22 protein-coding genes are annotated in these 25,436 nt (G+C 69.2%); 12 read left to right on the forward strand and 10 right to left on the reverse strand.

The genetic code is table 11. The annotated features are described in order from the left end of the window. Window positions 1–12: 12 nt before the first annotated feature. Entirely contained in the window at window positions 13–987 is a 975-nt protein-coding gene (locus ACYVF3_RS17685) for a LacI family DNA-binding transcriptional regulator (protein WP_461155357.1), read from the reverse strand. Window positions 988–1,384: 397 nt separating this feature from the next. Here ACYVF3_RS17685 and ACYVF3_RS17690 point away from each other — a divergent pair, with 397 nt between their 5' ends. The 3 genes from ACYVF3_RS17690 to ACYVF3_RS17700 all read left to right on the forward strand — a co-directional run bounded on the left by ACYVF3_RS17690 (window position 1,385) and on the right by ACYVF3_RS17700 (window position 3,596). Then, a complete protein-coding gene (locus tag ACYVF3_RS17690; RefSeq protein WP_461155326.1) occupies window positions 1,385–2,770 on the forward strand; it encodes a glycoside hydrolase family 47 protein in 1,386 nt (461 codons plus the stop codon). A gap of 83 nt (window positions 2,771–2,853) precedes the next feature. Next, a complete protein-coding gene (cutA, locus tag ACYVF3_RS17695; protein ID WP_461155327.1) occupies window positions 2,854–3,180 on the forward strand; it encodes a divalent-cation tolerance protein CutA in 327 nt (108 codons plus the stop codon). 56 nt (window positions 3,181–3,236) lie between these two features. Continuing rightward, a complete protein-coding gene (locus ACYVF3_RS17700) occupies window positions 3,237–3,596 on the forward strand; it encodes a DUF3817 domain-containing protein (RefSeq protein WP_461155328.1) in 360 nt (119 codons plus the stop codon). Here ACYVF3_RS17700 and ACYVF3_RS17705 read toward each other — a convergent pair. After that, window positions 3,593–4,093 carry a MarR family winged helix-turn-helix transcriptional regulator gene (locus ACYVF3_RS17705; RefSeq protein ID WP_461155329.1) on the reverse strand — a complete coding sequence of 167 codons (501 nt, stop codon included), beginning with the start codon at window positions 4,091–4,093 and terminating at the stop codon, window positions 3,593–3,595. The two genes, ACYVF3_RS17700 and ACYVF3_RS17705, sit on opposite strands and share 4 nt — an antisense overlap. A gap of 99 nt (window positions 4,094–4,192) precedes the next feature. Between ACYVF3_RS17705 and ACYVF3_RS17710 the strand changes: the two genes are divergently transcribed. Next, window positions 4,193–4,495 (forward strand): MTH1187 family thiamine-binding protein, encoded by a 303-nt coding sequence (locus ACYVF3_RS17710; protein WP_461155330.1) that lies wholly within the window; start codon window positions 4,193–4,195, stop codon window positions 4,493–4,495. Window positions 4,496–4,560: 65 nt separating this feature from the next. Here ACYVF3_RS17710 and ACYVF3_RS17715 read toward each other — a convergent pair whose 3' ends face one another. Then, the gene (locus tag ACYVF3_RS17715; protein ID WP_145737754.1) at window positions 4,561–4,815 is read right to left on the reverse strand and encodes a hypothetical protein; all 255 of its coding nucleotides are present in this window, start codon (window positions 4,813–4,815) and stop codon (window positions 4,561–4,563) included. A 320-nt stretch (window positions 4,816–5,135) separates the two neighbouring features. On the opposite strand from ACYVF3_RS17715, the gene ACYVF3_RS17720 reads away from it, so the two are divergent. Then, window positions 5,136–6,113, forward strand: coding sequence for a tetratricopeptide repeat protein (locus ACYVF3_RS17720; RefSeq protein WP_461155331.1), 978 nt, complete (start codon window positions 5,136–5,138; stop codon window positions 6,111–6,113). Between the two features lie 101 nt (window positions 6,114–6,214). Here the strand turns inward: ACYVF3_RS17720 and ACYVF3_RS17725 are convergent, their stop codons facing one another. From ACYVF3_RS17725 to ACYVF3_RS17735, 3 genes are all read right to left on the reverse strand, one after another. Continuing rightward, entirely contained in the window at window positions 6,215–6,937 is a 723-nt protein-coding gene (locus tag ACYVF3_RS17725; protein ID WP_461155332.1) for a tyrosine-protein phosphatase, read from the reverse strand. 43 nt (window positions 6,938–6,980) lie between these two features. Further along, the gene (locus ACYVF3_RS17730) at window positions 6,981–8,405 is read right to left on the reverse strand and encodes a neutral zinc metallopeptidase (protein WP_461155333.1); all 1,425 of its coding nucleotides are present in this window, start codon (window positions 8,403–8,405) and stop codon (window positions 6,981–6,983) included. Between the two features lie 197 nt (window positions 8,406–8,602). Further along, window positions 8,603–9,820 carry a neutral zinc metallopeptidase gene (locus ACYVF3_RS17735; protein ID WP_461155334.1) on the reverse strand — a complete coding sequence of 406 codons (1,218 nt, stop codon included), beginning with the start codon at window positions 9,818–9,820 and terminating at the stop codon, window positions 8,603–8,605. Window positions 9,821–9,910: 90 nt separating this feature from the next. Between ACYVF3_RS17735 and glgP the strand changes: the two genes are divergently transcribed. Continuing rightward, window positions 9,911–12,460 carry an alpha-glucan family phosphorylase gene (gene glgP, locus ACYVF3_RS17740; RefSeq protein ID WP_461155335.1) on the forward strand — a complete coding sequence of 850 codons (2,550 nt, stop codon included), beginning with the start codon at window positions 9,911–9,913 and terminating at the stop codon, window positions 12,458–12,460. A 156-nt stretch (window positions 12,461–12,616) separates the two neighbouring features. Continuing rightward, window positions 12,617–13,561 carry an NADP-dependent oxidoreductase gene (locus ACYVF3_RS17745; protein ID WP_461155336.1) on the forward strand — a complete coding sequence of 315 codons (945 nt, stop codon included), beginning with the start codon at window positions 12,617–12,619 and terminating at the stop codon, window positions 13,559–13,561. Window positions 13,562–13,640: 79 nt separating this feature from the next. Here ACYVF3_RS17745 and ACYVF3_RS17750 read toward each other — a convergent pair whose 3' ends face one another. The 3 genes from ACYVF3_RS17750 to ACYVF3_RS17760 all read right to left on the reverse strand — a co-directional run bounded on the left by ACYVF3_RS17750 (window position 13,641) and on the right by ACYVF3_RS17760 (window position 15,961). After that, window positions 13,641–14,726, reverse strand: a complete 1,086-nt coding sequence (locus ACYVF3_RS17750) for a hypothetical protein (protein WP_461155337.1) — start codon at window positions 14,724–14,726, stop codon at window positions 13,641–13,643. A gap of 213 nt (window positions 14,727–14,939) precedes the next feature. Continuing rightward, the gene (locus ACYVF3_RS17755) at window positions 14,940–15,368 is read right to left on the reverse strand and encodes a rhodanese-like domain-containing protein (protein WP_461155338.1); all 429 of its coding nucleotides are present in this window, start codon (window positions 15,366–15,368) and stop codon (window positions 14,940–14,942) included. Continuing rightward, a complete protein-coding gene (locus ACYVF3_RS17760) occupies window positions 15,368–15,961 on the reverse strand; it encodes a cysteine dioxygenase (protein WP_461155339.1) in 594 nt (197 codons plus the stop codon). Before ACYVF3_RS17760 ends, ACYVF3_RS17755 begins: the two co-directional genes overlap by 1 nt. 452 nt (window positions 15,962–16,413) lie before the next feature. Here ACYVF3_RS17760 and ACYVF3_RS17765 point away from each other — a divergent pair, with 452 nt between their 5' ends. The 4 genes from ACYVF3_RS17765 (at window position 16,414) to hrpA (ending at window position 23,456) form a co-directional block, all read left to right on the forward strand. Further along, window positions 16,414–17,181 (forward strand): ABC transporter ATP-binding protein, encoded by a 768-nt coding sequence (locus ACYVF3_RS17765; RefSeq protein ID WP_461155358.1) that lies wholly within the window; start codon window positions 16,414–16,416, stop codon window positions 17,179–17,181. Between the two features lie 128 nt (window positions 17,182–17,309). Then, on the forward strand, window positions 17,310–18,092 hold the full coding sequence (locus ACYVF3_RS17770) for an enoyl-CoA hydratase/isomerase family protein (RefSeq protein WP_461155340.1): 783 nt from the start codon (window positions 17,310–17,312) through the stop codon (window positions 18,090–18,092). Between the two features lie 101 nt (window positions 18,093–18,193). After that, the gene (locus ACYVF3_RS17775) at window positions 18,194–19,372 is read left to right on the forward strand and encodes a THUMP-like domain-containing protein (RefSeq protein WP_461155341.1); all 1,179 of its coding nucleotides are present in this window, start codon (window positions 18,194–18,196) and stop codon (window positions 19,370–19,372) included. A gap of 175 nt (window positions 19,373–19,547) precedes the next feature. Beyond that, the gene (hrpA, locus tag ACYVF3_RS17780; RefSeq protein WP_461155359.1) at window positions 19,548–23,456 is read left to right on the forward strand and encodes an ATP-dependent RNA helicase HrpA; all 3,909 of its coding nucleotides are present in this window, start codon (window positions 19,548–19,550) and stop codon (window positions 23,454–23,456) included. A gap of 290 nt (window positions 23,457–23,746) precedes the next feature. On the opposite strand, the gene ACYVF3_RS17785 is transcribed toward hrpA, so the two are convergent. After that, the gene (locus ACYVF3_RS17785) at window positions 23,747–24,595 is read right to left on the reverse strand and encodes a DegV family protein (protein WP_461155342.1); all 849 of its coding nucleotides are present in this window, start codon (window positions 24,593–24,595) and stop codon (window positions 23,747–23,749) included. Window positions 24,596–24,892: 297 nt separating this feature from the next. On the opposite strand from ACYVF3_RS17785, the gene ACYVF3_RS17790 reads away from it, so the two are divergent. After that, on the forward strand, window positions 24,893–25,436 hold a 544-nt coding region (locus ACYVF3_RS17790; protein ID WP_461155343.1), incomplete at its 3' end, for an electron transfer flavoprotein subunit beta/FixA family protein.

Here is a 25,436-nt window from a genome sequence, read left to right on the forward strand (position 1 = left end):
TGTGGACGGAACTCAACGAACTACCTCTCCAGATCCTCGGACCAGCAGCCTGGTCGGGACGACCACGCGGCCGGGCGGCGACGTGTCGCCGTCCAGCCGCGCGAACAGCAACTCGGCCGCGGACTTGCCCAGCGCCCAGGTGTCGTGGGTGACCACGGTGATCGGTGGGTCCAGCAGGTCGGCCAGCTCGAAGTCGTCGAAGCCGACCAGCGCAGGTCGCGAAGGCCGACCGGACAGCGAGCGCAGCGCGTGGATGGTGATCCGGTTGTTGCCGGTGACCAGCGCGGTGGCGTCGCGCAGCGGGCCGGAGAGCGCTGCGGACACGGATTCGTCGCTGTGCGGTCCCATCACGACCAGCTCGGGGTCGAAGGGCACGCCGGCCTGGGCGCAGCCCTCGCGGAATCCGCGCAGCCGTTCGGAGGCGGTGTGGATCTCGGGGGCGTCGCCCAGGAAGCCGATGCGGCGGTGGCCTTGCTCGGCGAGGTGCCGGGCGGCCTGCGCCGTCCCGCCGGCGTTGTCGATGAGCACCGAGTCCGCTTCGAGGTTGCCCGGCGGGCGGTCGACGAAGACGACCGGTGTGCCCGTGTTGATCTCGTGCGCGATGTAGCCGTGCTGGTGACCGGCGGGGACGACGATCAGCCCGTCGACTCGGCGGGCGCAGAACTCCAGGACCAGCTCTCGTTCACGAGTCGGGTCCTCGTCGGAGGAACCGGTGAGGACCTGCTTGCCCTGCACCTGGGCGACTTCCTCCACCGCGCGGGTCAGCATCGAGTAGAAGGGGTTGGCCAGGTCTTCCAGGACCAGGCCGAGGGTGCCGGTCCCGGTGCCGCGGCGCAGGTTGCGGGCGCTGACGTTGCGGCGGAAGCCGAGCTGGTCGATCGCGGAGAGCACGCGTTGCGCGGTCACCGGATGAACCCCGGCTTCGGCGTTGACGACGCGGGAGACCGTTTTGACGCTCACACCGGCCAGCCGCGCGACATCGGTCATGGTGGCGCGGCGGACGCTTCTCGAATCAGACAACGTTGTCATGGCGGAGCGGATTGGACCCCACCCGCGAGCGGTTTGTCAATGCTGTTCGTCCGGTTCTGCTGCGCTCGGACGCGCCGCTTGCGCCACCCGGCCCAACCGCGGCGGGCGCGCCGAGATCGCTGCCGCCGGGCGCGGGGAAGTGACAGGAAGGTTCCCTTCCTCGCGGTTCAGCGCCGTGCGGAGGGAGGGGTCAAGGCATCCGGCAGCCGCAACCGATGCGCCTGATCGGCGCCCTCGGTGGCCAAAAGCGACAGGAACGGCGCTGAGCGTTGACCTCGTCCGCGTCGGCCCGCGACGGTGGGTCGGCGTGGCTTGACAAGGTTGTCTAGGTGCGGAGAAGACGATGCTTCCAGGCATGTCCAGAAGATCCGTTTTGCGCGCGATGGGTGCTGCGGCCGTCGCAGGCGGGATGTTCGCGACCACGTCGCTCCCCTCGTCGGCGCAGGGGAGTTGGAAACCGGTTGCCGACGCCGTTCGCGAGGAATTCCTGTGGGCGTGGCGCCACTACGTCGACCGCGCCTTCGGCGCCGACCACATCAAACCGATCTCGGGCGGACGGGAGGACTTCTTCGTCGAGGGGCACTCGGTCGGCCTGAGCGTCGTCGAGGCGGTGGACACGCTGTGGCTGATGGAAGCCGACGCCGAGGTCGAGCGAGCCGTGCAGTGGATCGTCGACGACCTCGACTTCAACATCGACGCTCCCTTCCAGGTCTTCGAGACCAACATCCGCATGGTCGGAGGCCTCGCGGCCGCCTACCACTGCACCGGTGATCCACGGCTTCTCGAGCGCGCCAAGGACGTCGCCGACCGGCTCCTGCCGGCTTTCACCCGGTCTCCGACGGGCTTGCCCTACCGGTACGTGAACCTGGCGACCGGGCAGGTCAGCGACCCGGAGACCAACATCGTCGAGATCGGCACCTACATCGCCGAATTCGGCGTCCTGTCGGAGTGGACCGGGGACAACCGCTATTACGAACTGGCGAAACGAGCGATGCGCGTCGCCTACGACCAGCGCACCGACATCGGCCTCCTGCCGCACGACATCAACGCCGAGACGGGGCAGTGGCGCAACCGCCAGGCGACCGTCGGACCGCCCGGCGACTCGTACTACGAGTACCTGTGGGACGGGTACCGGTTGTTCGGCGACCCGGAGCTCAAGCAGTGGTACGACGCGCTCACCGACGCGATCCTGTCGAAGCAGGCCGAACACCGGGACGGGATGCTGTGGTTTCCGCAGGTCGACGCCTTCACCGGTGAGGTCCTCAGCCGGGAGCAAAGCGTCCTCGCCGGCTTCTACGCGGGCCTGCTCGCAGAATCCGGCCGTGTCGCCGAAGGTCGCGCTTACCACGATGCGTTCAACGTGGTGCAGGACCAATTCGGCGTGATCCCGACCTTCGTGGACTACTCGACGATGAAGGCGACCCGCGTCGACAACGCGCTGCGCCCGGAGTTCGCCGACTCCGCGCTCATGCTGTGGCTGGCCACCGGCGACGAGGTGTTCCGCGAGCGCGCACACACCCACTTCAAGAACATGGTGGCCACTTCCAAGGCGAAGTACGGCTTCGCGTCCCTGGCGGACGTCACCGCCGCACCACCGTCCCAACAGGACACTTGTCCGGGCTACTGGTGGTCGGAGCAGATGAAGTACTACTGGCTGCTGTTCTCCGACACCCCGCGGCTGGACTACCGCGACAACTACCTGAGCACCGAGGCGAACCTGCTGCGCGGAGCGCGGCGCTGAGGCGGGGATGGGAACCTTCCTGCCACCGGTGGTGAGTGAGAGGTTCCCATCCTCGTTCCCGTTGCGGGGATACCCTGGAGGCCATGGCTGATCATGTTCAGGTGGTGACCACCACCGACTCCGAGGAGTCCGCCGCCGAGCTCGCGAGGGGCGTCGTGGAGGCCCGGCTCGGGGCGTGCGTGCAGGTCGTGCCGATCCGCAGCTTCTACGTGTGGGAGGGCGCGGCCCAGGACGACCCGGAGTGGCAGCTGCAGATCAAGACCTCCAGCGGTCGGTTGGACGCGCTCGTCGCGCACCTGAAGACCCATCACGGCTACGACGTCCCGGAGATCATCGCGACGCCGATCGTCGGCGGGAACCCCGATTACCTGGCTTGGGTCGACGAGCAGGCGACTCCGGCGTCTCCGTGACCCGCGTCACCGGGCACACTCGCTAGAGGTGCCGTGCAATCGGAAGTGGGGTCGACGTGCCGCGTAGCTATGGCGGGTGGTTCCGGCTGGTCGCGATCGCCGAGGCGTTCTCGTGGGCAGGACTGCTGGTGGCGATGGCGTTCAAGTACGGGCTCGGGTGGCCGCTGGGCGTGACCGTCATGGGCTCGGTCCACGGCGCGCTGTTCACCGCGTACGTGGTGACCGCGCTGGTCGTGTTCAGCCCGCTGCGCTGGCGCTTCTGGACGTTGGCGCTGGCGTTGGTGGCCTCGGTGCCGCCGCTGGCGACGGTGTGGTTCGAGCGCTGGGCCAATCGCCGCGGCATGCTCACCGTTCCGGACTCCGACGCCCCGACGTTCTGGGGTCAGGTGCGCTACGCGCTCAAGGAGCTCAACTAGAAGTCGCCCGCGGAGTGGCGGACCTTGCCGAGCAGTTCGGTGAGCTGCTGGGTCTGACGTTCGGTGATGCCGCTGAGGCCGAAGTCGATCTCGGTGACCGAGTCGGTCGCCTTCTGCATGAGGTCCCGGCCCTGCTCGGTGATCTCCACCAGGGTGGTGCGCCGGTCCGTCGGGTGCGGGACGCGCCGGACCAGGTCGTCCTGCTCGAGCCTGTCGACGATGTTGGTCACGCTGGTCGGGTGCAGCTGGAGCCGGTCGCCCATGACCCGCATCGGCAGGCTGCCGCGCTTGGAGAACGTCAGCAGCACGAGGGCTTCGTACCGGGCGAAGGTGAGGTTGTGCGCGCGCAGGGCGTTGTCGACCGCTGACTGCAGGATCTGCTGCACGCGCATCACGCTGGTCACCGCTGCCATCGTCGTGGACGGGCCGATCCGCTCTGCCCAGGTCTCGGCCGCTCGGGCGATGGGGTCGAAGGGCAGCGGGCCACGGGAGCTCATAGCGCCGACGCTAGCAGCGAGAGGAAGCACGTCTGATGACTGTGCTGCTACTACTGGTTCCAGGACTTGAATGACGTGGACTGATCGGAGGAGGCAGACGTGCTGGTGGCGTTCAGCGTGGCCCCGAGCGGGGCCGGTGAGAGCGACGGTGTCAGCGAGGCGGTCGCAGCTGCTGTGAAGGTGGTCCGGGATTCCGGTCTGCCGCACGAGACGACGTCGATGTTCACCACGATCGAGGGCGAGTGGGACGAGGTCATGGACGTCGTCAAACGGGCCACTGAGGCCGTGTCCGCGCAGGCCCCGCGCACGAGCCTGGTGCTCAAGGCCGACATCCGGCCCGGGCACTCAGGGCAGCTGCGGGCGAAGGTGGAGCGGGTCGAGCAACATCTTCGGGAACAGTAGGTGAACGCGAAACGGGGGTGGTGCCATCGGCACCACCCCCGTGATCACGTCAGGCTCGACTGACGTCAGCCCTCCGGGTGGTCCACCACCGGGGCGTTGACGCACTCGCTGCTCTGCGGCGACAGAACCGGGACGACGACGCCGATCGCGGCACCCACGTTGTTGCCGCAGGCCTGCACCGGGACGGCGCTGATGTTGTTGTCGTCCAGCAGGTTGACGCCGTCGTTGTCGGCGGTGTCAGCGAACGCGGCGCTGCCCAGGGTCACGATGCTGAGGGCGGCGACGCCGGCGGCACCGGCAACACGGGTTGCAATACGCACTGTTTCGAACCTCTCGTTGAACTACTGGCCGAAGGTCCCCCACGAGAGACCCCGCGGCCCGCGAGCGGACGAACAGTCCCCCGCGGGCTCTGTGTCCTCTTCGGCGATCACTGCGGGAGAACATGAGGGTTTGATCGCCTACTCCACCTGTTCGAGTGTCTTCGTTCACCAATTCGAATTGATCTTTGCGTTTTCGGCGTGTCGGGCGAGTGCATTCGGTGACCGGCTCGCCGCCCGGATGTGACCTTGCGTCCGCTCGTGCGAGAAAGGTTCCCTTCATCGCACGCCCACGCGCCACGCCGCAGGTAGGACGTGTCAGGATGGAAACCGTGACGAGGCCGGATCCACGCCAGAACGCAGCAGCGATGTCCGCCGGGATGGCGGGCGCAGTCGACCTGTCGGCACTCAAGAACCGTGCCGAGGCCGCCAACTCCAGCGCGCAGCCGCCCAGCGGCGGTGACGGAGCTGCCGGGCAATCGCACCCGGCGATCATCGAGGTCACCGAGGCCGATTTCCAGGCCGAGGTGGTCGAGCGATCCCTGCAGGTTCCGGTCGTCGTGGACCTGTGGGCGACCTGGTGCGAGCCGTGCAAGCAGCTCTCGCCCGCGCTGGAGAAGCTCGCGCGCGAGGGCAACGGCGCCTGGGTGCTGGCCAAGGTCGACGTCGACGCGAACCCCCGGATCGCGCAGCTGTTCCAGGTCCAGTCGGTGCCCATGGTGATCGCGGTCGCCGGTGGTCAGCCGGTCGACGGCTTCGCCGGTGCTCAGCCGGAACCGCAGTTGCGGGAGTGGATCGACTCCCTGCTCAACGCCCTGCGCGACCAGTTGCCCGGCATCCGGGCGGCCGAGGAAGGCGCGGCTGAGGGCGCCGAGCCGGAAGAAGAGCTCGAGGACCCGCGGTTCACCGCGGCCGAGGACGCCTTGGAGCAGGGCGACTTCGCCGCCGCCGAGGCCGCGTACCAGCAGATCCTCGACAGCGAGCCCGCCAACGAGCAGGCCAAGGCCGCTCTGATGCAGGTGCGCTTCATGGCCCGCGCCGAGCAGGCCGACCCGTCGGCGATCGAGCGCGCCGACGCCGCACCGGACGACCTCGACGCACAGATCGCCGCCGCTGACGCGGAGGTCGCGTTCGGCAAGGTCGACGAGGGCTTCAGCCGCCTCATCCAGACCGTCAAGCGCACCGCGGGAGACGACCGCGACCGGGTTCGCACGCACCTGGTCGAGATGTTCGAGATCTTCCCCGGGGGCGACGAGCGGGTCACCAAGGCCCGTCGCAACCTCGCCAGCGCGCTGTTCTGATCTTCACCACCACGATCGCCCTCGGAGCCGACGGGTTCCGAGGGCGATCGTGGCCGTGGTGAGAGATCGGTGCCCTTCCACCAGGATTCCGGCGGCCTCGATCAGGCCGGGTCCACCAGTCGCTCGCGTAGCGCTGCGACACCGGACTCGCCCAGCCTCCCCGCGGTCGCCAGGTAGGCGGCGAAATCCCGTTCGCTGATGACCTCGTCGAGGGCCTCGCGTTCCGTCGTGCCCTGCCGGGCCAGGAATTCCCGGACCTTCGAGGTGTCATCGCCCAAGCCGGACGCCGCGCACTGCTCCGCTCGGCGCTGGTGACTGATCGCGTAGTCCTCAGCGATGTCCTGCGCGCTCGCTCCGAGAGCGGCCAGCAAGATCAGGCAGATCAACCCGGTGCGGTCCCTGCCACTGCCGCAATGCACCAGCACGCCGCCGGGGCCGGCCTCGGCGATGGTGCCGAGCACCTCGCCGAGGCGCTGCGGGTAGCGGTCGAGGAACGGCCCGAAGTACAGGGGAGTGCACGAGAAGGCCCCACCCCACCGGTCCCAGAACTCGGTGTCGGAGGTGTCGTCCAACGGGAGGCGGAGGGCGGTCAATCCTGCCGGGCGTGCAGCGCGGTCCAGCTCGTCCTCGTCAGGACCGGTCAGATCGATGATCGTGCGGACCCCGTGCTGCCACACGCGTTCCCAGCCCACCGCCGTCAGCCTCGCGGGGTGTTCCGCTCGTACGACCGTTCCCCAGCGGACGCGGCCGCCGGCCACCGGTAGACCACCCAGATCACGGGCGTTCACCACGCCCTCGAAGTCGAGAATCCGTTGTGAGCTCATGCTTCGGAGGACGCGCGGGCCCGCTGGAGGTTGAGCGGGAAGCTCAGCTGTCGTACTTGGTGGTGCACGGCGCGAGGCCTTCTTGCACGCCGACCCGGAAGGCCTCCACCCGCGCGAAACCGACCGGAACCTGATCGCCGTTGACGTTCGCCGAGATCAAGCTCTGCTCGCCGAGCAGCGCGGACACGCCCTCGTCGATGTCCTCGGGCACGATCCGCAGCTTGCCCACCGGGTTGCGCTGCCCGATCGGGTCCTCCACCAGCAGACCGCTCCACGCGCCGACCATGCACGCGGTCCGGAGCCCGGCGGCCTCGTCATCGAGGGAGTAGCCGGCGGCCTTCTGCACCGAAAGCGCGTACCGGGACGCGATTTGCGCGTAGGCGGCGAAGTCGCCGTATCCGGAGGACTGGCTCTCCTTGCTCGGAGGCGTCGCGATCTCGCGCAGCTCCGGGACGTTCAACGAGATCGTGTTCGTCTCGGTGCAGTACGACGCGGGCGTCGTCGGTTGCCGCCCCGAGCAGGTCCGGGGCTCGGCGATGACCCTCGGCGGCTCCGCACCGGTGTCCCGGAACACCGCGCGCAGGCTCTCCTCCACGGCCTTCAAGCTCTTGTCGTCGACGGGCAGGTCGGTTTCCTGCTGGGTGGGCTTCCAGTTCTGGAACAACGTGGTGCGCTTCTTGACCTCGTCGTTGGTCATCTTCGCGCAGCGTTCGGGCCCGTCGCTGAAGCCGAACTGGAAGGCGCTGACCCGGTCGAAGGCGGTGCCGTGCGCGTTGCTGCCGGTGAAGTCCGAGGCACCGGGCGAGTCGCGGATGAAGTTGAGCACGCCCATGACCTCGTTGAGGCCGGAGCCGGTGGACACCTGGAAGTACTGCGATGAGCCCTCGGCGACGTGCCGGAAGTAGGCGCCGGTGAAGCAGTCGGCCTGCTGCTCCAGCACGATCACGGGATCGTTCTGCCCGGCGGTGCCCGCGCGGTGCTGCACCGCGTGCCCCATCTCGTGGGCCAGCACGGTCACCACCGCCAGCGGCCCGAAGCTGTTGTTGAGCTCCGGGAGCAGTTTTCCGCGGTCCCAGGCGACGAGGTCCTCGGGCGGGCAGTAGAAGGCGTTGACCATTCCACCGGTGTTCTGCCCGCACAGCGGGGCTCCGGGAGCTCCCGAGTCGTAGGAGATCAGGCGCTTCACCGGTTCGAACTGCTTGCCGTCGAAGGCCTCCGGGAAGGCCTCGGCCCAGTAGGCGTCGACGTCGGAGACCGCGTTGCGGGCGAGCTTGTCCATCTCCCCGTTGTCGGTGCCCTCGACCGGGAGCGGAGCCTGCGGGGAACCTTCCTTCGGTCCGCTCGGGCCGTCGGCGGCCGGAAGCCCCGCCACGCTGGTCGTGGAGTAGCCGCCTAACGTCGTGGGCACACCGCTGATGACCTGCGAACACCCGCCGACCAGGGATGCGCAGGTGAGCGCCGAGATCACGGCGCCGAGGATGCGCCTACGCCGCCGGGTTCCCGTCGCCACCACTCCACGCGCCCCATCTCGCTACCGGTACTGAACTCGTCGCCCTGGGCCGGCCGCGCGGACCGGTCTGCGCGGAGCAGCCTATCGGGTGGTGGATCTTCGTCACGGACGATCTCAGCGGATGCCGATCGTGGGTGGCAGGAAGGTTCCCATGCTCACTCCAGGCACCCGCTGGAGCCGGAGGTCGCGCCGTCGCGGAAGGCCGCGATCCGATCCGAACCGCTCATCGTGGGGCCTCCGCCGCGGGAGACCGCATCGGAGTCGAGGACCACCTGCACCGCCTCGTCCAGGTCACCGGGGGACAGGTGCGGCTGCTGCGCGGTGAACGCGCCGGTCAGGCAGACGATGCGTTCGCCCGTCACCGGGCGTCCCAGTTCGGTCAGCGCGGCGAGCGCGTAGCGGGAGGCGAGCAGCGTGGTGACGGCCTGGTCGCCGATGTCCTCGTGCGTCCTGCTCAGTGCCGCGGGATCGGCGCTGACGGTGGGAGGGGACGGGCAGAAGCCGACCGGTCCGACTGCTCCCGGGCAGCCGGTGGCCCGCGCTGGAGGGACCCATCGTCCGCCGTGGCCGATGACGACGGACCTGAAGTGCTCGGCCACGGACGTGGTGTCCAGCAGCGTTGCCAAGGGCACGTTCGGATCGTCGTCGACCGGCTCGGCGACGTCGCTCTCAGCCACTCCGGTGCACCCGCGAGGGCCACCGGAGAATCCGCGCTGGAACGCGGTCACCCGATCGAAGGCCGTGCCGTGCCCGGTGGTGCCGACGGGGTCGCGGAAGACGGTGATGGCGCGCAGTGCCTCGTCGATCTGGTCGGGGTCGGTGCGCAGGTGCTGCGCGTGCCCGTCGGACACCCAGCGGAGGAAGGAACCCGCGTAGCAGTCTGCCATCGCCTCCAGCCGCAGCGGCGCGCCCTCGGTGAGACCGGCGCGCTGCTGAACGGCGTGTCCGACCTCGTGGGAGAGCACCACCGCCACGGCCGTGTCCCCGTAGTGCTCGCGCAGCACCGGCAGCAGCGCTGTGCGATCCCAGGCGATGGCGTCCACGGATTGGCAGTAGTACGCGTTGCCCTCGACTTCCTGCCGGTCCGAGGCACACGGCGGAGGCGTGCCGACGCCGCCGGTGTCCACGGAGAAGAACCCTCCGTCGAGGTCGCGCCAGGCAGAGCCGAACGTGTCGGGGTAGGCCTGAGCCCAGTAGCGCTGCACGTCGGTCACGACCGCGGCCGCCAACCGGTCGGTGTCACCGCGGTCGGTGCCGTGTACGAACGCCGGGTCCACCGTGGGTTCCGACACACTCGGCGCCGGCGCCGGAGGCGTCGTGCAGGCGCTGATGATCAGCCCGATGGTCACCGCGACAAGTCCGAATGCACGCACGCGACCCAGCTTCCCACCTGTCTCGCGGGTGGTGGTGCCGTCGGGTGCGCATCTCACGCGACCGCGTCGAGCGAGATATGGTCCGCTCCCGTGAGAGCCGTCCACCGCTTTACCGTCCGGGCCCACCTGCCCGAACCGCTGAGCCCGCTGGGCAAGCTGGCGACGAACCTGCGCTGGGCGTGGCATCCGCCCACGCAGGACCTGTTCTCGGCGGTCGATCCGCAGGTGTGGTCGGCGGTGGGGTCAGATCCGCTGCGCCTGCTGTCGGAGGTGCCCGCTGAGCGGTTGCGCCAGCTCGCCGCGGACGAGGACTTCCTGGCGCGCACCCGCGCGGTGGGCGACGATCTGCGCCGCTACCTCACCATGCCGCGCTGGTACCAGCAGCGACAGGACGAGGGAGCGGAGCTCCCCACTTCGATCGCCTACTTCTCGATGGAGTTCGGTCTCACCGAAGCGCTGCCGAACTACTCCGGTGGGCTCGGCGTGCTCGCGGGCGACCACCTCAAGTCGGCCTCCGACCTGGGCGTCCCCATGATCGGGGTGGGTTTGCTCTACCGCTCCGGTTACTTCCGGCAGGGGCTGTCCTCGGAGGGCTGGCAGGTCGAGCACTACCCGGTGATCGACCCTCGCGGACTGCCGCTGGAGGTGCTCACCGACTCCGATGATCGGCCCGTCGTGGTGGAGGTCGCGATGCCCGCGGGCCGCACCTTGCACGCGAGGGTGTGGAAGGCGCAGGTCGGGCGCGTTCCGCTGCTGCTCCTCGACAGCGATCTCCCGGACAACGACGACGACCTGCGGGGCACCACCGATCGGCTCTACGGCGGCGACGCCGAGCACAAGATCCGCCAGCAGATCCTCGCCGGCATCGGCGGTGTGCGGGCGGTGCGCGCCTACTGCCGTCTCACAGGCCACCCGCAGCCCGAGGTCTTCCACACCAACGAGGGGCACGCCGGTTTCCTGGGGCTGGAGCGCATCCGCGAGCTGCAGGCCGACCCCGGGCTGGACTTCGACCAGGCCACCGCCGCGGTCCGGGCGGGAACGGTGTTCACCACGCACACCCCGGTCCCGGCCGGGATCGACCGCTTCCCGGTGGACCTGGTGCGCCACTACTTCGATGACGGGGCGCAGCAGCCGCTGCTGCCGGGCGTGCCGTCGGACCGGGTGCTCGCGGTGGGCGCCGAGGACAACCCGGGCATGTTCAACATGGCGCACATGGGACTGCGGTTGGCGCAGCGCGCGAACGGCGTCTCGGAGCTGCACGGCGAAGTGATCCGCAAGATGTTCCGCAACCTGTGGCCGGGGTTCGGGGTCGAGGAGATCCCGATCAGCTCGGTCACCAACGGTGTGCACGGGCCGACCTGGTCGGCGCGTGAACTCGGCAAGCTGCTCGGCGAGTCGGAGATGGACAGCGGCGCCGGGTTGCGCGGCATGGAGCCGGTCAGCGATTCGCTGTTGTGGGAGCTGCGCTGCTCGCTGCGCCAGCGCTTGATCGACGAGGTGCGGCGCAGGCTGCGCGTGGCCTGGCAGCAGCGCGGTGCCTCGGACCTGGAGCTGGGCTGGTGCGACTCGGTTTTCGACCCCGAGGTGCTCACCATCGGTTTTGCGCGAAGGGTTCCCACTTACAAGCGGGCGACGCTGATGCTGCGCGACACCGATCGGTTGCGGGAGCTGCTGCTGGACTCCGATCGGCCGGTGCAGATCGTGGTGGCGGGCAAGTCCCACCCGGCCGATGAGGGCGGCAAGGCGATGATCCAGCGGATCGTGCGCTTCGCCGACAGCGCTGATGTGCGACACCGCATCGTGTTCCTGCCGGACTACGACATGTCCTTGGCCCGCTACCTGGTGTCGGGTTGCGACGTGTGGCTGAACAACCCGGTGCGCTCGCTGGAGGCGTGCGGGACGTCGGGGATGAAGGCCGCGCTCAACGGGGGGCTGAACCTCTCGGTGCGCGACGGCTGGTGGGACGAGATGTGCGACAGCCGCAACGGGTGGGCGATTCCCACGGCCGACGGTGTCAGCGACCCGAACCGGCGGGACGACCTGGAAGCCGCTGCGCTGTACGAGCTGATCTCCGAGCACGTGGCGCCGATGTACTACGAGCGCAACAGCGACGGCGTGCCCGGCAAGTGGATGTCGATGGTGCGCCACACCTTGGCGACCTTGGGGCCGCGGGTTCAGGCGTCGCGGATGGTCCGCGAGTACGTCGACGGCCATTACACGCCTGCGGCGCAGTCGATGCGCGCCATGTCCGTCGACGACTTCAGCGGTGCGCGGGAGATCGCCGACTACCGGAGGCGGCTGCAGGCGGCGTGGAACCAGGTGCGGGTCGGGGACACCGAGATGTCGGTGGATCACGGGACACCTCTGCTGGGCGGGCAGGTCACGGTTCGCGCGAGGGTGGACCTCGCCGGCCTCGACCCGTCCGATGTGGACGTCGAGGTCGTGGTCGGCAGGGTCGACGACAACGACGTACTGCACGACTTCGTGACCGCGTCGATGAAGTCCACCGGCGATGGCCGGTACGCGGCCACGGTGACCCTCCCGCACGCGGGCCCGGCGGGCTACAACGTCAGGGTCCTGCCACGGCACTCGCTGCTGTCGCAGCCCGCGGAGCTCGGCAAGGTCGTGCTCGCGGGCTGACGCCGGTCACCTCCGCGAACCGCGATCCCACCGACGCGTCCCGCGCGGAGTGGAGGATGGGAACCTTTCGCGCACTCCGGTGACAGAACGGTTCCCATCCTCACAACGCCCCACCGCCTGCACGCAGGGCAGGTTCTGATGGGGCAGGGTGGGGTCATGAGTGAAACCATGCGGGCCATCACCCAGGACGAGTACGGCGGTCCGGAGGTGCTTCACGAGGCACAGCTGGACAAGCCCGAGCCAGGACCGAGCGATGTGCTGATCCGCGTGCGAGCCGCCGGTGTCAACCCCACCGACTGGAAGCACCGCGCGGGCCCGGGGTTCCTGCTCGATCCCCCGCGCATCCTCGGCTGGGACGTGTCCGGCGTGGTCGAGGCGGTGGGAATCGGCGTCACGCTGCACAAGCCGGGCGACGAGGTCTTCGGCATGCTGCCCTACCCGCTGGGTGTCGGTTCGCACGCCGAGTTCGTGACCGGGCCGGCGCGTGCCTTCGCCGCCAAGCCTGCCGGTGTGGACCACGTGCAGGCAGGTGCGATCCCCTTGGCGGCGCTGACCGCCTGGCAGGCGCTGAACGACACCGCTGATCTGCAGGCGGGCCAGCGGGTTCTGATCCACGCGGCAGCTGGCGGTGTCGGGCATCTCGCGGTGCAGATCGCCAAGGCCAAGGGCGCCCACGTCATCGCCACGGCGAGCAAGGCCAAGCACGAGTTCCTGTCCGGTCTGGGAGTCGACGAACTCATCGACTACAACTCGACCGACTTTGCCGAGGCCCTCGACGATGTGGACGTCGTGCTCGACACGATCGCCGCCGACTACCGCAGCCGTTCGCTGCAGGTGCTGCGCAAGGGCGGGATCCTCGTCTCGATCCTGCCCTACGACCGGGAGTCGCTCGCCGCCGAAGCCGAGGAGCTCGGTGTGCGGGCCGAGCTCATGCTCGTGGAGTCCGACCACGCGGGCATGGAGGCCGTGCGGGAACTGGTCGAGGCGGGCAAGCTTCGCGCCGAGATCGCCGGGACGTTCCCGCTCGCCGACGCGGCCAAGGCCCACGCGCAGGGCGAGACCGGGCGCACCCAGGGCAAGCTCGTGCTGACCATCGACTAGAACTCGCGTGCCCGCGCCGGTGGGGCGGTGAGCATGGGAACCTTCCTGTCACTTCGCTGGTAGGAAGGTTCCCATGCGCTCAGCTCACGGACAGGCGCTGGCGGGTTTCGGTGACCCGGGGGGACCACGGGGCCAGCTCCTCGGCGCGCGCCAAGGCCGTGCGGGCGGCCGCGTTGTCGTGGAGGAGCATGTGCGCGCGGGCGAGGGTGGCCAGGTCGTCGGCGCGGGACAGCGGTGAGTGGTTGTACTCGGCGCCGCTGGTGGCCAGCCGGACCGCGATGTCGGCGTCTCCCTCGATCAGGGCCAGCAGCCCGTTGGTGCCGTTGAGCTCGAACTCCGGGTACCCGAGTTGCACCGCGTCCTGCAGGGCTTTCTTCGCCGTCGGCAACAGGCTGTCCGCCGGCATCTGCCCGGATTCGACGGCCTTGAATCCCAAACCCGCCAGACCTGCGAGCAGGTAGGCCATCTTGCGCGGCGGAACGTCGTTGTCGGACAGGAACTTCAACAGCAGCAGCACGCCTGGCGCGTAGAGCCCGCGCGATTCCAGCACCGCGATCTGGCAGGAGACCGTCGCGTTGATGCCCGGGAAGCGCTCGGCGAGTTCGTCGGCGCGGGCCTGCGCGGTGTCGATGTCACCGCTGCGCAGGGCCTCGTAGGCGCGCGCCGCCAGGGGTGCGGCGAGGAAGTCCGAGCGTTCCGCCTCCGGCAGCCGGGGCAGGGAGAACAGCAGCCACCCGGTCGACGTCGTCAGCGGCACGCGCTTGGGCCACAACTTGACGAGCATGAACGCGCTCATCGCCAGCGCCATCCCGCGTCCGAACGCACCGGGCACCCACCACCACGCGGCGGCCACCGCGGCCAGGCCCGTGAGTGCGGAGAGCAACCCTGCCAGCCAGCAGCGCAGGATCACCGGTGAGCGCCACGGTCCGATCTGCGCCCGCAGGGTCACGGGCAGCGCCCGGAAGGTGAAGGTCACGTTTCCGCGCTTGAAGGACGCGACCTCGCGCATCGCGCCGAACACGATCTGCCGCACGCGCAGTCCGAAGACCGCAGAACCGAGCAACAACCCGACCTGCGTGGCCACCGGCAGCAGGATGGCTCCCACCACACCACCGGACCAACCGGCCGCGACTCCCGTGAAACCGGTGCCGAGGAGGACTTCCACCGTCGCTAGGACAACCGCGCCCACAACGGTGACCAGCACCCAAGGGCGGAACAAAAGGCTCTGCGCTCGCACAAGGCCCGGAGCCTACGGGACCGGCACCGGCCGGGTGACCGCTTTGCTCCCGGTCGCCGTCGCATCCGGCCGCGAAGTGAGCAAGGGAACCTTCCTGTCACTCGCCAGGCGGTGAGTGACAGGAAGGTTCCCTTGCTCTGGTCAGGCCGCGGCGGCGGTGGTGGGAAGGCCCGCTTGCTTCCACGCGTGGAAGCCGCCTGCGAGGTCGGTGGCCCTGGTGAGGCCGAGTTCCTGGGCCTGGGCGGCAGCGAGGCTGGAGGCGTAGCCCTCGTTGCAGACCAGGACGACCGGGCGGTCCGGGTGCAGGCCGGTGAGCCGGTGGCTGCCGGACGGGTCGAGCCGCCATTCCAGGACGATGCGTTCCACGGTGAGCGCGCCGGGGATCTCACCGCCGGTGAGCCGATCGGATTCCGGCCGGATGTCGATGATCAGGCCGCCGTCGCGCTGGATCTCGAAGGCCTCGTGCGGGCCGACCCGCGCGAGCTTCTCGCGCGATTCGGCCAGCAGGTGCTCGATGCCGTAGGGGCCGAAGCCGACCTGCTCTTCTCGGGGTTCGGGGATGTGGGGCATCACTTGACCTCGCTTCGCTGCGGAGGAACTGAGGGGATCTCGGCGAGGTCGGCGTAGTAGCGGACCGGGAGCAGCGGCGGCGAGTAGGCGTGCACGCTGGCCGAGTTGACCGAGCTGACGTTGGTGACCTGGTGGGCGCGTCCGGCGCCGAAACCGACTCCGGCGCCGAGTTCGTGGTGCTTGGTCCGGGTCGGGCCGTTGGCGTAGCGGTAGTCCTCGCGCAGTTCGCCGAACAGGACGGAGAACGAGCCGGAGGCCCCGCCGTGGTCGTGGGCCGGCGTGCCCTGGCCGGGGGCCCAGGACAGCAGCCAGAGCTCGACGCCTGCGGTCAGGCCGAGTTTGGCCCACCACCGCTGCTGCTCGTCGACGCGCACGATGTTCATCAGGTCCGCGGTCAGCTCGCTGGTCACGAGGCTGGTGAGTTCGCGCAGCTCGCGCGGGGTCCAGTTGAGGCGGTCGGGGTGGATCAGGTCCCGCAGCAGGGGGAGGTCGAAGGCGGGGTGCACTTCGGCTTCGCCGAGGGCGGGCACGGGTGCGGTCGGGGTGTACTCGGACCGCGGGGAGGTCGGTTTCTCGGGCTGCGTGATGCTCATGGGTGTCTCCAGGTGTCTTGCGGTGTGCACCGGCACGACACGCACACCCCTCCCGCGAGGGGTGGGGTGGCTGGACGATTCGTCGTGCCGCGATGAAGTCGGAAAGCGGGAGGTCTCTCGGACCGCTTTCAGCGACAGGCGGAGGCGACGACCCGGAAGAGGTCGATCACGCGATCGCGGGTGAGCAACGAATCGGACACGCCGTCGATAGTTGCACCGGATCGTCCGCGAGGACAGGGGCGTGACGGAGTTCCCGGGATGTGGACCGCCCCGGGAGTGCCCGGCTGCGGCATCCCGCTCGCAGGGGGTGCGGTGAGGACGGGAACAATGGGCGCGGAAGGACCGGCCGGAGCCTGTGGCGGTCCTCGACGGAGACGAGCGCCGAGCGCGCCTGGTGCGCAGCCGCGGTCAGTCACGGCTGGGAGGTAGACGTGGAGGACCTGGTCATCCAGATGGAGGGCGTCGGTGTCCGGCGGGGCAACACGACGCTGGTCGCCGACGTGAACTGGTCTGTCGAGCTCGACGAGCGCTGGGTCGTGCTGGGGCCCAACGGGGCCGGCAAGACGACGCTGCTGAAGATGGCCAGCACGGAGATGCACCCGACCACCGGGACCGTCGAAGTGCTCGGTGAGCGGCTCGGCAAGACCAACGTCTTCGACATCCGCCCGCTGATCGGGCTGTGCTCGGGCGCCTTGGTCAACCGGGTCCCTGGCGACGAGATCGTTCGCGACGTGGTGGTCAGCGCCGGGTATTCGGTGTTCGGTCGCTGGCGCGAGAAGTACGACGCGATGGACACCGATCGCGCGGTCGAACTGCTCGAACTGCTCGGAGTCGCGCACCTCGCGGATCGTGAGTTCGGCACGTTGTCGGAGGGTGAGCGCAAGCGGGTCATGATCTCCCGCGCGCTGATGACCGACCCGGAACTGCTGCTGTTCGACGAGCCCGCGGCGGGTCTCGACCTCGGTGGCCGGGAAGACCTCGTCGCTCGCCTGTCGACGTTGGCGATGGACCCGGACGCGCCTGCATCGGTGCTGGTCACCCACCACGTCGAGGAGATCCCGCCGGGATTCACCCACTGCTTGCTGCTGCGTGACGGCGCCATCGTCGCCCAGGGCCTTCTCGACGACGTGCTCACCGAGGACAACCTGTCGAAGACCTTCGACCAGGACCTCGAACTGCAGCGGGCGGGGGACCGCTACTTCGCCCGCCGCCGGGCCTGACCCGCGACCGGTGCAGCCGGGCCCGACGATCTGCGCCTGGGGTTGAGATCCGTGACACAGCAGATGCGGAGCCTGGCGCGATAGCCTCGCGGGCGGCAAGAGCGGTGGTTCGACGAGGAGGTTGCTGCGTGGGCGAGTTCGTCAGGCTTGAGGTCGAGGGTGCGATCGGCACGATCCGGCTGGATCGGCCGAAGATGAACGCGCTGAACCGGCAGATCGAGACCGAGCTTCGCGATGTCGCGATCGAGGCCGCGGAGCGCGACGACATCCGCGCCGTGATCGTCTACGGCGGCGAGAAGGTCTTCGCGGCCGGCGCGGACATCAAGGAGATGGCCGACATGTCCTACGGGGACATGGCTGACAAGGAGAAGCGCGGGCTGTCGCACGCGATGAGCCAGGTCGCGGCGATCCCGAAGCCCACGGTGGCCGCGCTGACCGGTTTCGCCCTCGGCGGCGGTTTCGAGCTGGCGCTGTCGTGCGACCGGCGGATCGCGGCCGACAACATCAAGGTCGGTCAGCCCGAGACCCTTCTCGGTGTCATCCCAGGTGCCGGCGGTACGCAGCGGCTCGCGCGGCTGATCGGGCCCAGCAAGGCCAAGGACATCATCTACACCGGACGTTTCGTCGAGGCGGACGAGGCGTTGGCGCTGGGCATGGTCGACGAGATCGTGCCGTCCGCTGACGTCTACGCGACCGCGAAGCGCTGGGCGGAGCAGTTCACCGGTGGTGCGGCTCGGGCCCTGGCGGCGGCGAAGGCCGCGATCGACGGTGGTCTGGACGTGGACCTCGACAACGGTCTCAAGCTCGAAACCCACCTGTTCGCGGGCACCTTCGCGACCGAGGACCAGAAGATCGGCATGAAGTCGTTCGTCGAGAACGGTCCCGGCAAGGCGAAGTTCACCGGTCGCTGATCCTGCCGTGACCAGTCGAGACAGTCGTGACGAGAGCCCTCCGATTCCCGGTTCCCGGCCCGCGCCGGCCGTTCGCGGCCGGCTCGTTCTAGGGGCGCGCGGTGGGCTACTCGTTCGACGTCGACGACGTGACGTTCCTGCGCTCGGCGGAGGGACGTGCCGCCGTCGCCGAGCTCTCCGGGCTCGCTCTGACCGGCAAGTCGCGGCTGACCGACGTCGCCACCGCGCGGCGCCGGGTCGGTGAGCGCTTCGCCGCGGCGGCGCTGGAAACGGCGGTGCTGCGGCGCAAGGCCGAGTCCAAGCTGGACTGCAGCGGTGACTGGTTGTTCACCGACGCCGCGTTGCAGCAGGCCACCGCGAGCACCGTCGCGCGGCATCGCGCGCAGCGCTTGGCCGGCCGCGACGTGCATGACGTGACGTGCTCCATCGGTGCCGATCTCGCTGCTGTGGCCGCTGTTGCCGAGCGCAGCGTGGGATCCGATGTGGACCGGGTTCGGCTTCTCATGGCCCGGCACAACCTGGTCAGCGCGGGTCGTGACGCGGTGGTGGTGGAGGCCGATGCGCTGCGGCCGGTCACCCGCGACACCGCGGTGGTGGCCGACCCGGCGCGCCGGGACGAAGGCGGCAGGCGCCGTTGGAGCCCGGCCGACCTGGTCCCGCCGCTGGACGAGCTGCTGGCCGTCTACGCCGGGCGCGACCTGGTGGTCAAGTGCGCGCCGGGACTGGACTTCGCCGCCGTTCCCGATGAGGCGGAGGCCGAGGTCGTGTCACTGGCCGGGCAGGTCAGGGAGGCGGCCCTGTGGTTCGGGTCGCTGGCCGACCGGACCGTCCGGCGCCGGGCGAGCGTGCTGCGGGCGGACGGCACGGCCTGGACCATCACCGACGCGGAGACCGACGACTGCCCGGCCGAGGACGTGCGCGAGTGGATCGTCGACCCGGACGGCGCCGTGGTGCGAGCGGGGCTCGTGCGCCACTACGCGGCGCGGCACGGACTGGTCCAGCTCGACCCGCACATCGCCTACCTCACCGGGGATGTGCCGCCGCCGGGCGTGCGGGCTTTCCGCGTCCTCGAACACGGCCGGTTCAACGAGAAGGCGCTGCGGGCATTGCTGCGCAGCCACGACGTCGGGCGGCTGGAGATCTTGGTGCGCGGTGTTGACGTGGATCCGGACGCGTTGCGCCGCCGGCTCAAGCCCAAGGGGTCGCAGGAGGCGAGCGTCGTGATCACCAGGGTCGGGGATCACGCGATGGCCTACCTGTGCCGGGCGGAGCGCGCCTGACCCTCGTCTCTGGTGACCGGCATCACGAAATGGCCGCCTCTGGCGGGTCTCGCCGGTGAGTGCGGCGAAATCGGGAGGCAGCGCCGCCGGGGCCTTCTCTATGCTTGTGCGGAGTATGGGTACGTCGTCTGTGAAATCTTCGCTCGCTGATCTGCGGGACCGCTTGCCGGAGCTGATGCTGCAGGACCAGCGTCGGCTGCGTCGCCGCATCGAAGGCGCCCGCAAGATCCGCGATCCCGAGTCGCTGCGGTCGGTCGTCGCGGAGATCACCGGCGATGTGGAGAAGGCCGAGCTGCGCGTGCAGCGCCGCCACGACGGCGTCCCCAAGATCAGCTATCCGGAGAGCCTGCCGGTCAGTCAGCGGCGCGACGACCTGCTCACCGCCATCCGGGACAACCAGGTCGTCATCGTCGCAGGTGAGACCGGTTCCGGTAAGACGACGCAGCTGCCCAAGATGTGCATGGAGCTGGGGCGCGGCATCAAGGGCGTCATCGGGCACACCCAGCCGCGCAGGCTGGCGGCGCGCACCGTCGCCGAGCGGGTCGCGGAGGAGTTGGGCACCGAGATGGGTGGTGCCATCGGCTATCAGGTGCGGTTCACCGAGCGCACCGGCGACGACACCCTCGTCAAGCTGATGACCGACGGGATCCTGCTCGCCGAGATCCAGCACGACCGGCTGCTGCGGCGGTACGACACGCTGATCATCGACGAGGCGCACGAGCGCAGCCTCAACATCGACTTCATCCTCGGCTACCTCAAGCAGCTGCTGCCGCAGCGCCCCGACCTGAAGGTCATCATCACCTCGGCGACGATCGACCCGGAGCGCTTCTCCCGGCACTTCGACGACGCCCCGGTCGTGGAGGTCTCCGGCCGCACCTACCCGGTGGAGGTGCGCTACCGGCCGTTGCTGGAGGAATCCGGCGACGAGGAGGAACCGTCCTCGGACGTCCGCGACCAACCGCAGGCCATCTGCGACGCGGTGCGCGAGCTGTTCGCCGAGGGACCCGGTGATGTTCTCGTCTTCTTGAGCGGCGAGCGGGAGATCCGGGACGCGGCCGATGCGCTCGCGCAGCTGCAGCTGCGCGACACCGAGATCCTGCCGCTGTTCGCGCGGCTGACGGCCGCCGAGCAGCACCGCGTGTTCCAACGCCACACCGGGCGCCGCGTCGTGCTGGCCACCAACGTCGCGGAGACGTCGCTGACGGTTCCCGGCATCAAGTACGTCATCGACCCGGGCACCGCGCGCATCTCCCGCTACAGCTTCCGCACCAAGGTGCAGCGGCTGCCGGTCGAACCGATCTCGCAGGCTTCCGCGAATCAGCGGAAGGGTCGTTGCGGCCGGGTGTCCGAGGGCATCTGCATCAGGCTGTACTCCGAGGAGGACTTAGAGTCGCGACCGGAGTTCACCGATCCGGAGATCCTGCGCACCCACTTGGCCTCGGTCATCTTGCAGATGACCTCCCTGGGGCTCGGCGAGATGGAGTCCTTCCCGTTCCTGGAGCCGCCGGACCGCAGGCAGATCACCGATGGCCTCAACCTGCTGCACGAGCTCGGTGCCCTGGAGAACACCAAGTCCGCTGCCGACCGCAAGCTGACGCGCGTCGGCCGCAGCCTCGCCCAGCTGCCCATCGACCCGCGTCTGGCGCGGATGGTGCTGGAATCGGAGCGCAACGGCTGCCTGCGCGAGGTGCTGGTGATCGTGGCCGCGCTGTCCATCCAGGACCCGCGCGAACGCCCCGCCGAACACCAGCAGGCCGCCGACCAGAAGCACGCGCGCTTCGTCGACAAGGACGCCGAGTCCGACTTCCTCGCCTACCTGCGCCTGTGGGAGCACCTGCGCACCCAGCAGAAGGAGCTGTCCTCCAACCAGTTCCGCAAGCTCTGCCGCAACGACTTCCTCAACTACCTGCGGGTGCGCGAGTGGCAGGACCTGTTCGGCCAGCTGCGCCAGATGGTCAAGTCGATGGGGATGACGCTGGCGGACCAGCCCGCCGACGCCACCCGCATCCACCAGTCGCTGCTGGCCGGCCTGCTGTCGCACATTGGTCTCAAGGACGTCGAAAAGCGCAACGGCGCGCAGCGTTCCGGTCCGCCCGGACGTGGCTCCCAGGAGTACCAAGGAGCCCGCAACGCGCGGTTCGCGGTGTTCCCCGGGTCGTCGTTGTTCAAGAAGCCGCCGCGCTGGGTGATGGCGGCGGAGCTCGTCGAGACCTCCCGCCTGTGGGCGCGCATCGTCGCCCGCGTGGAACCGGAGTGGATCGAGGAGCTGGCCGGACACCTGGTCAAGCGCAACTACAGCGAACCGCACTGGGAGAAGGACCGCGCCGCGGTGGTCGCGGCCGAGCGGGTCACGCTCTACGGCGTGCCGCTGGTGGTGGGCCGCAAGGTCAACTACGGGCGGATCGATCCCGAGGTCAGCCGCGAGTTGTTCATCCGCCACGCGCTGGTCGAGGGGGACTGGGACACCCGGCACGACTTCTTCCACCAGAACCGCGCGCTGCTCGACGAGGTCGAGGGCCTCGAGGAGCGGGCGCGCCGCCGCGACATCCTGGTCGACGACGAGACGCTGTTCGAGTTCTACGACCAGCGCCTCGGCGAGGACGTGGTCTCCGGCAGGCATTTCGACACGTGGTGGAAGAAGACTCGCCGCGAGCAGCCGGACCTGCTCAACTTCGAGAAGTCCATGCTGATCAACGAGACCTCGGAGCAGGTCAGGGATCAGGACTACCCGGACCACTGGACCTACGGCGAGCACCGGCTGAAGCTGACCTACCAGTTCGAGCCGGGATCGGATGCCGACGGCGTCACGGCGCACATCCCGCTGCAGGTCCTCAACCAGATCGACGACGAGGGGTTCGACTGGCAGATCCCGGGCCTGCGCGAAGAGCTCGTGACCACGTTGCTCAAGTCGCTGCCCAAGCACACGCGGCGCAACTTCGTGCCCGCCCCGGACTTCGCCAAGGCCGTGATCTCGCGCGTGGGACCCGACGACGGCCCGCTGCTGGAGACCTTGCAGCGCAGTCTCCGCCAGCTGACCGGTGTCGACGTGCCGCGCGGCGAGTGGGATCCGGACAAGGTCCCCGATCACCTGAAGATGACCTTCCGCGTGGTGGGCCGCAAGGGTCGAAAGCTCGCCGAGTCCAAGGATCTCGAGTCGCTGAAGCTGCGGCTCAAACCCAAGGTGCGGGAGGAGATCTCGGCCGCGGCAGACGACATCGAGCAGGGCGGGCTGAGCTCCTGGAGCTTCGGCGACCTTCCCCGCACCTTCTCCCAGCAGCGTTCCGGGCACGCGGTGAAGGCGTACCCGGCGCTGGTGGACGAGGGTGAGAGCGTCGCGGTGCGGATGTTCGACACCGAGCGGGAGCAGCAGCGCGCGCTGTGGGACGGCACGCGGCGGCTGCTGCTGCTCAACGTGCCCTCGCCCGCGAAGTCCATCCGGCGCGGCATGAGCACGACCAGTCGTCTCGTGCTCGGCGGGAGCCGCTACGGCGACCTGGATTCGGTCCTCGACGACTGCGTGCGCTGCGCCGTGGACAAGCTGATGGCCGACAGCGGCGGGCCCGTCTGGGACGGCGAGGCGTACGCCAAGCTGGAGGCGAAGGTCCGCGCCGGGCTCGGCGAGTACGCGGTGGCGGTGCTGGCGGAGGTCGAGCGGGTCCTGGTCGCCGCGCAGCACGTCGAAGCGGTGATCGCCGACCGGCCCAAGGGCGTGTCGGCGGAGTCGCTGGACGACATCCGCGAGCAGCTGAAGGGCTTGCTGCACCCGGGTTTCGTCACCGCGACCGGCTTCGACCGGCTTCGCGACCTGGTCCGGTACCTGCGCGCGATCGAGCAGCGGCTGGACAAGGCGCAGCACCAGCCGCAGCGCGACCGGGAGTGGATGCACCAGGTGGACGAGGTCGAGCAGCGCTATCGGGAGCTGCTGGCCGGCGTCGCGCGAGGGCGGTCTCCCAGTCCCGCGCTGCTCGACGTGGGCTGGATGATCGAGGAGCTGCGGGTGAGCCTGTTCGCCCAGTCCTTGGGCACGCCGCGGCCGGTGTCGATCAAGCGCGTGCACCGCGCGATGGACAAGATCGAGGACTGAGCGCCTGCCGGAGTCGTTCGCGCGCAGGCGCGAGCCGTGGGTCGCACGCATGATTCCCCCAAGAAGATGGTGCGCAATTCGTGCCCGTGTGCGTGTTTCGGGCCGGACCACAACGAGTATCCGGCATCGAACACGCGTTCGCACCACTCAAAAGGGTGGAAGACCAAGGAGAAACGGCAGAGATCAACGCCGCATCCGCGCGAGAGGCGCCCTGGAGAGGACGATCCGCGGATTCGGAGCCGATCCGAGCGTCCGGTCTGGTGAACCGGAATAGCGCGGAAACGGTCGACTCAGAAGCTCGCGGGTGACACCGCGATTCCGAGCGCTCCCGGCCCCGTGTGGGCTCCTATGATCGCGCTGGTCTCCTCCAGCGTGACCCGGCGCACCTGAGGCAGCTGCGAGCACAGCGCGTCGAGCACGTGCTTGGCGCGGTCGGAGGCCTGGAAGTGCTCCACGCCCACGTCCACGGGTCCGCGGCCGGCTCGTTCCGCGGCGGTCCCTATGGCCTTGCGCAGGGCTCGGTCCGGTCCGATCCCCTTGTGCAGCTGGTCGATGATGCCGTCCTTCATGATCAGCACCGGTTTGATCGACAGCGCCTGGCCCAGCAGTGCCTGAGCCCGGCCGATCCGCCCGCTGCGCTGGAGGTACTCCAGCGTGTCGACGTAGAGCAGCTGCGTGGTGCTGCGGAGGCGGTGCTCCAGGACGTTCATCACGCCGTGCGCGTTGGCGCCCGCTGCGGCGGCCTCCGCGGCCGCGATCACCGGGAATCCCAGGCTCAGGCCCGTCAGTCGCGAATCGACCACGTACACCGGCACGCCGATCTCCGCGGCGGCAATTCGGGCGGCCTGGCAGGTTTGGGACATTCCTTCGGAAATGTGGATCGAAATGATCGCCTCGACGCCGGAGGCCGCGGCGTCGGCGTAATTCCAGTAGAACGCGGGAGTGGGCGGCGGGCTGGTGGCTACCGGGACGTTGTTCCGCATTGCCTCGGCCATCTGGGCGTGCAGCACTCGCCGCTCGTCGTTCTGCTCATCGCCCACGGTCAGTTCGAGCTGCACGATGGAGATTCCGAGTCGGTCGGCCACGTCGAGCGGAACCGAAGCCGTCGAATCGGTCACGATGGCGACGCGTCTTCTCATAGTGGCAAGGCTACTAATACGTAAGGTTCGTTCACATACTTTCCGGATGTCGCGTTGCCACTTTTGCGGCGGTTGATCATCCCGGCCCCGGGGAGGGTGAGTACTGTCACGGGCGGGGCCTGGTTGCACCCCGGCTACTGGCAAGTAACATCCTCGGTGGTTGGTATCACTGTGCTTTCCAGTCGAGGGCATGGCAAGGTCAACCTAACCCGGACGGAGCAAGCGCCGGGTCCACAAGCAGAGCCGCTGGAGGACCAGCGAGCGTCAGTTGAGTCCGCAGGAGGTCGAAGAGGGCCCATGAACATCGTCGTCCTGGTTAAGCAGGTGCCCGACACGTATTCCGAACGGAAGCTGGCTGCTGCGGATCACACGTTGGACCGCGAGTCGGCTGATGCCGTGTTGGATGAGATCAATGAGCGCGCCGTGGAGGAGGCGCTGTTGATCAAGGAGGCCCAGGGCGGCGAAGTGACCGTCGTGTGCATGGGTCCCGATCGCGCCACGGATGCCATCCGCAAGGCGCTGTCGATGGGTGCGGACAAGGCGGTGCACCTCTCGGACGAGGCGTTGCACGGCACGGACGCGCCCGCCACCGCCAAGGCGCTGGCGAAGGTCGTCGGCACCGTTGAGGGTGTCGAGCTGGTGATCGCGGGCAACGAGGCGACCGATGGTCGCTCGGGTGCGGTGCCGGCCATGGTCGCCGAGGTGCTGGGCTGGCCGCAGCTGACCTTCGCGCGCAAGGTCTCCACCGACGGTTCGTCGGTGACGGTCGAGCGTGAGACCGACGCGGGCATCCTGACCGTCGAGTCGGGTCTGCCGGCCGTGGTGTCGGTCACCGAGAAGA

This window comes from Saccharopolyspora tripterygii (assembly GCF_054778355.1).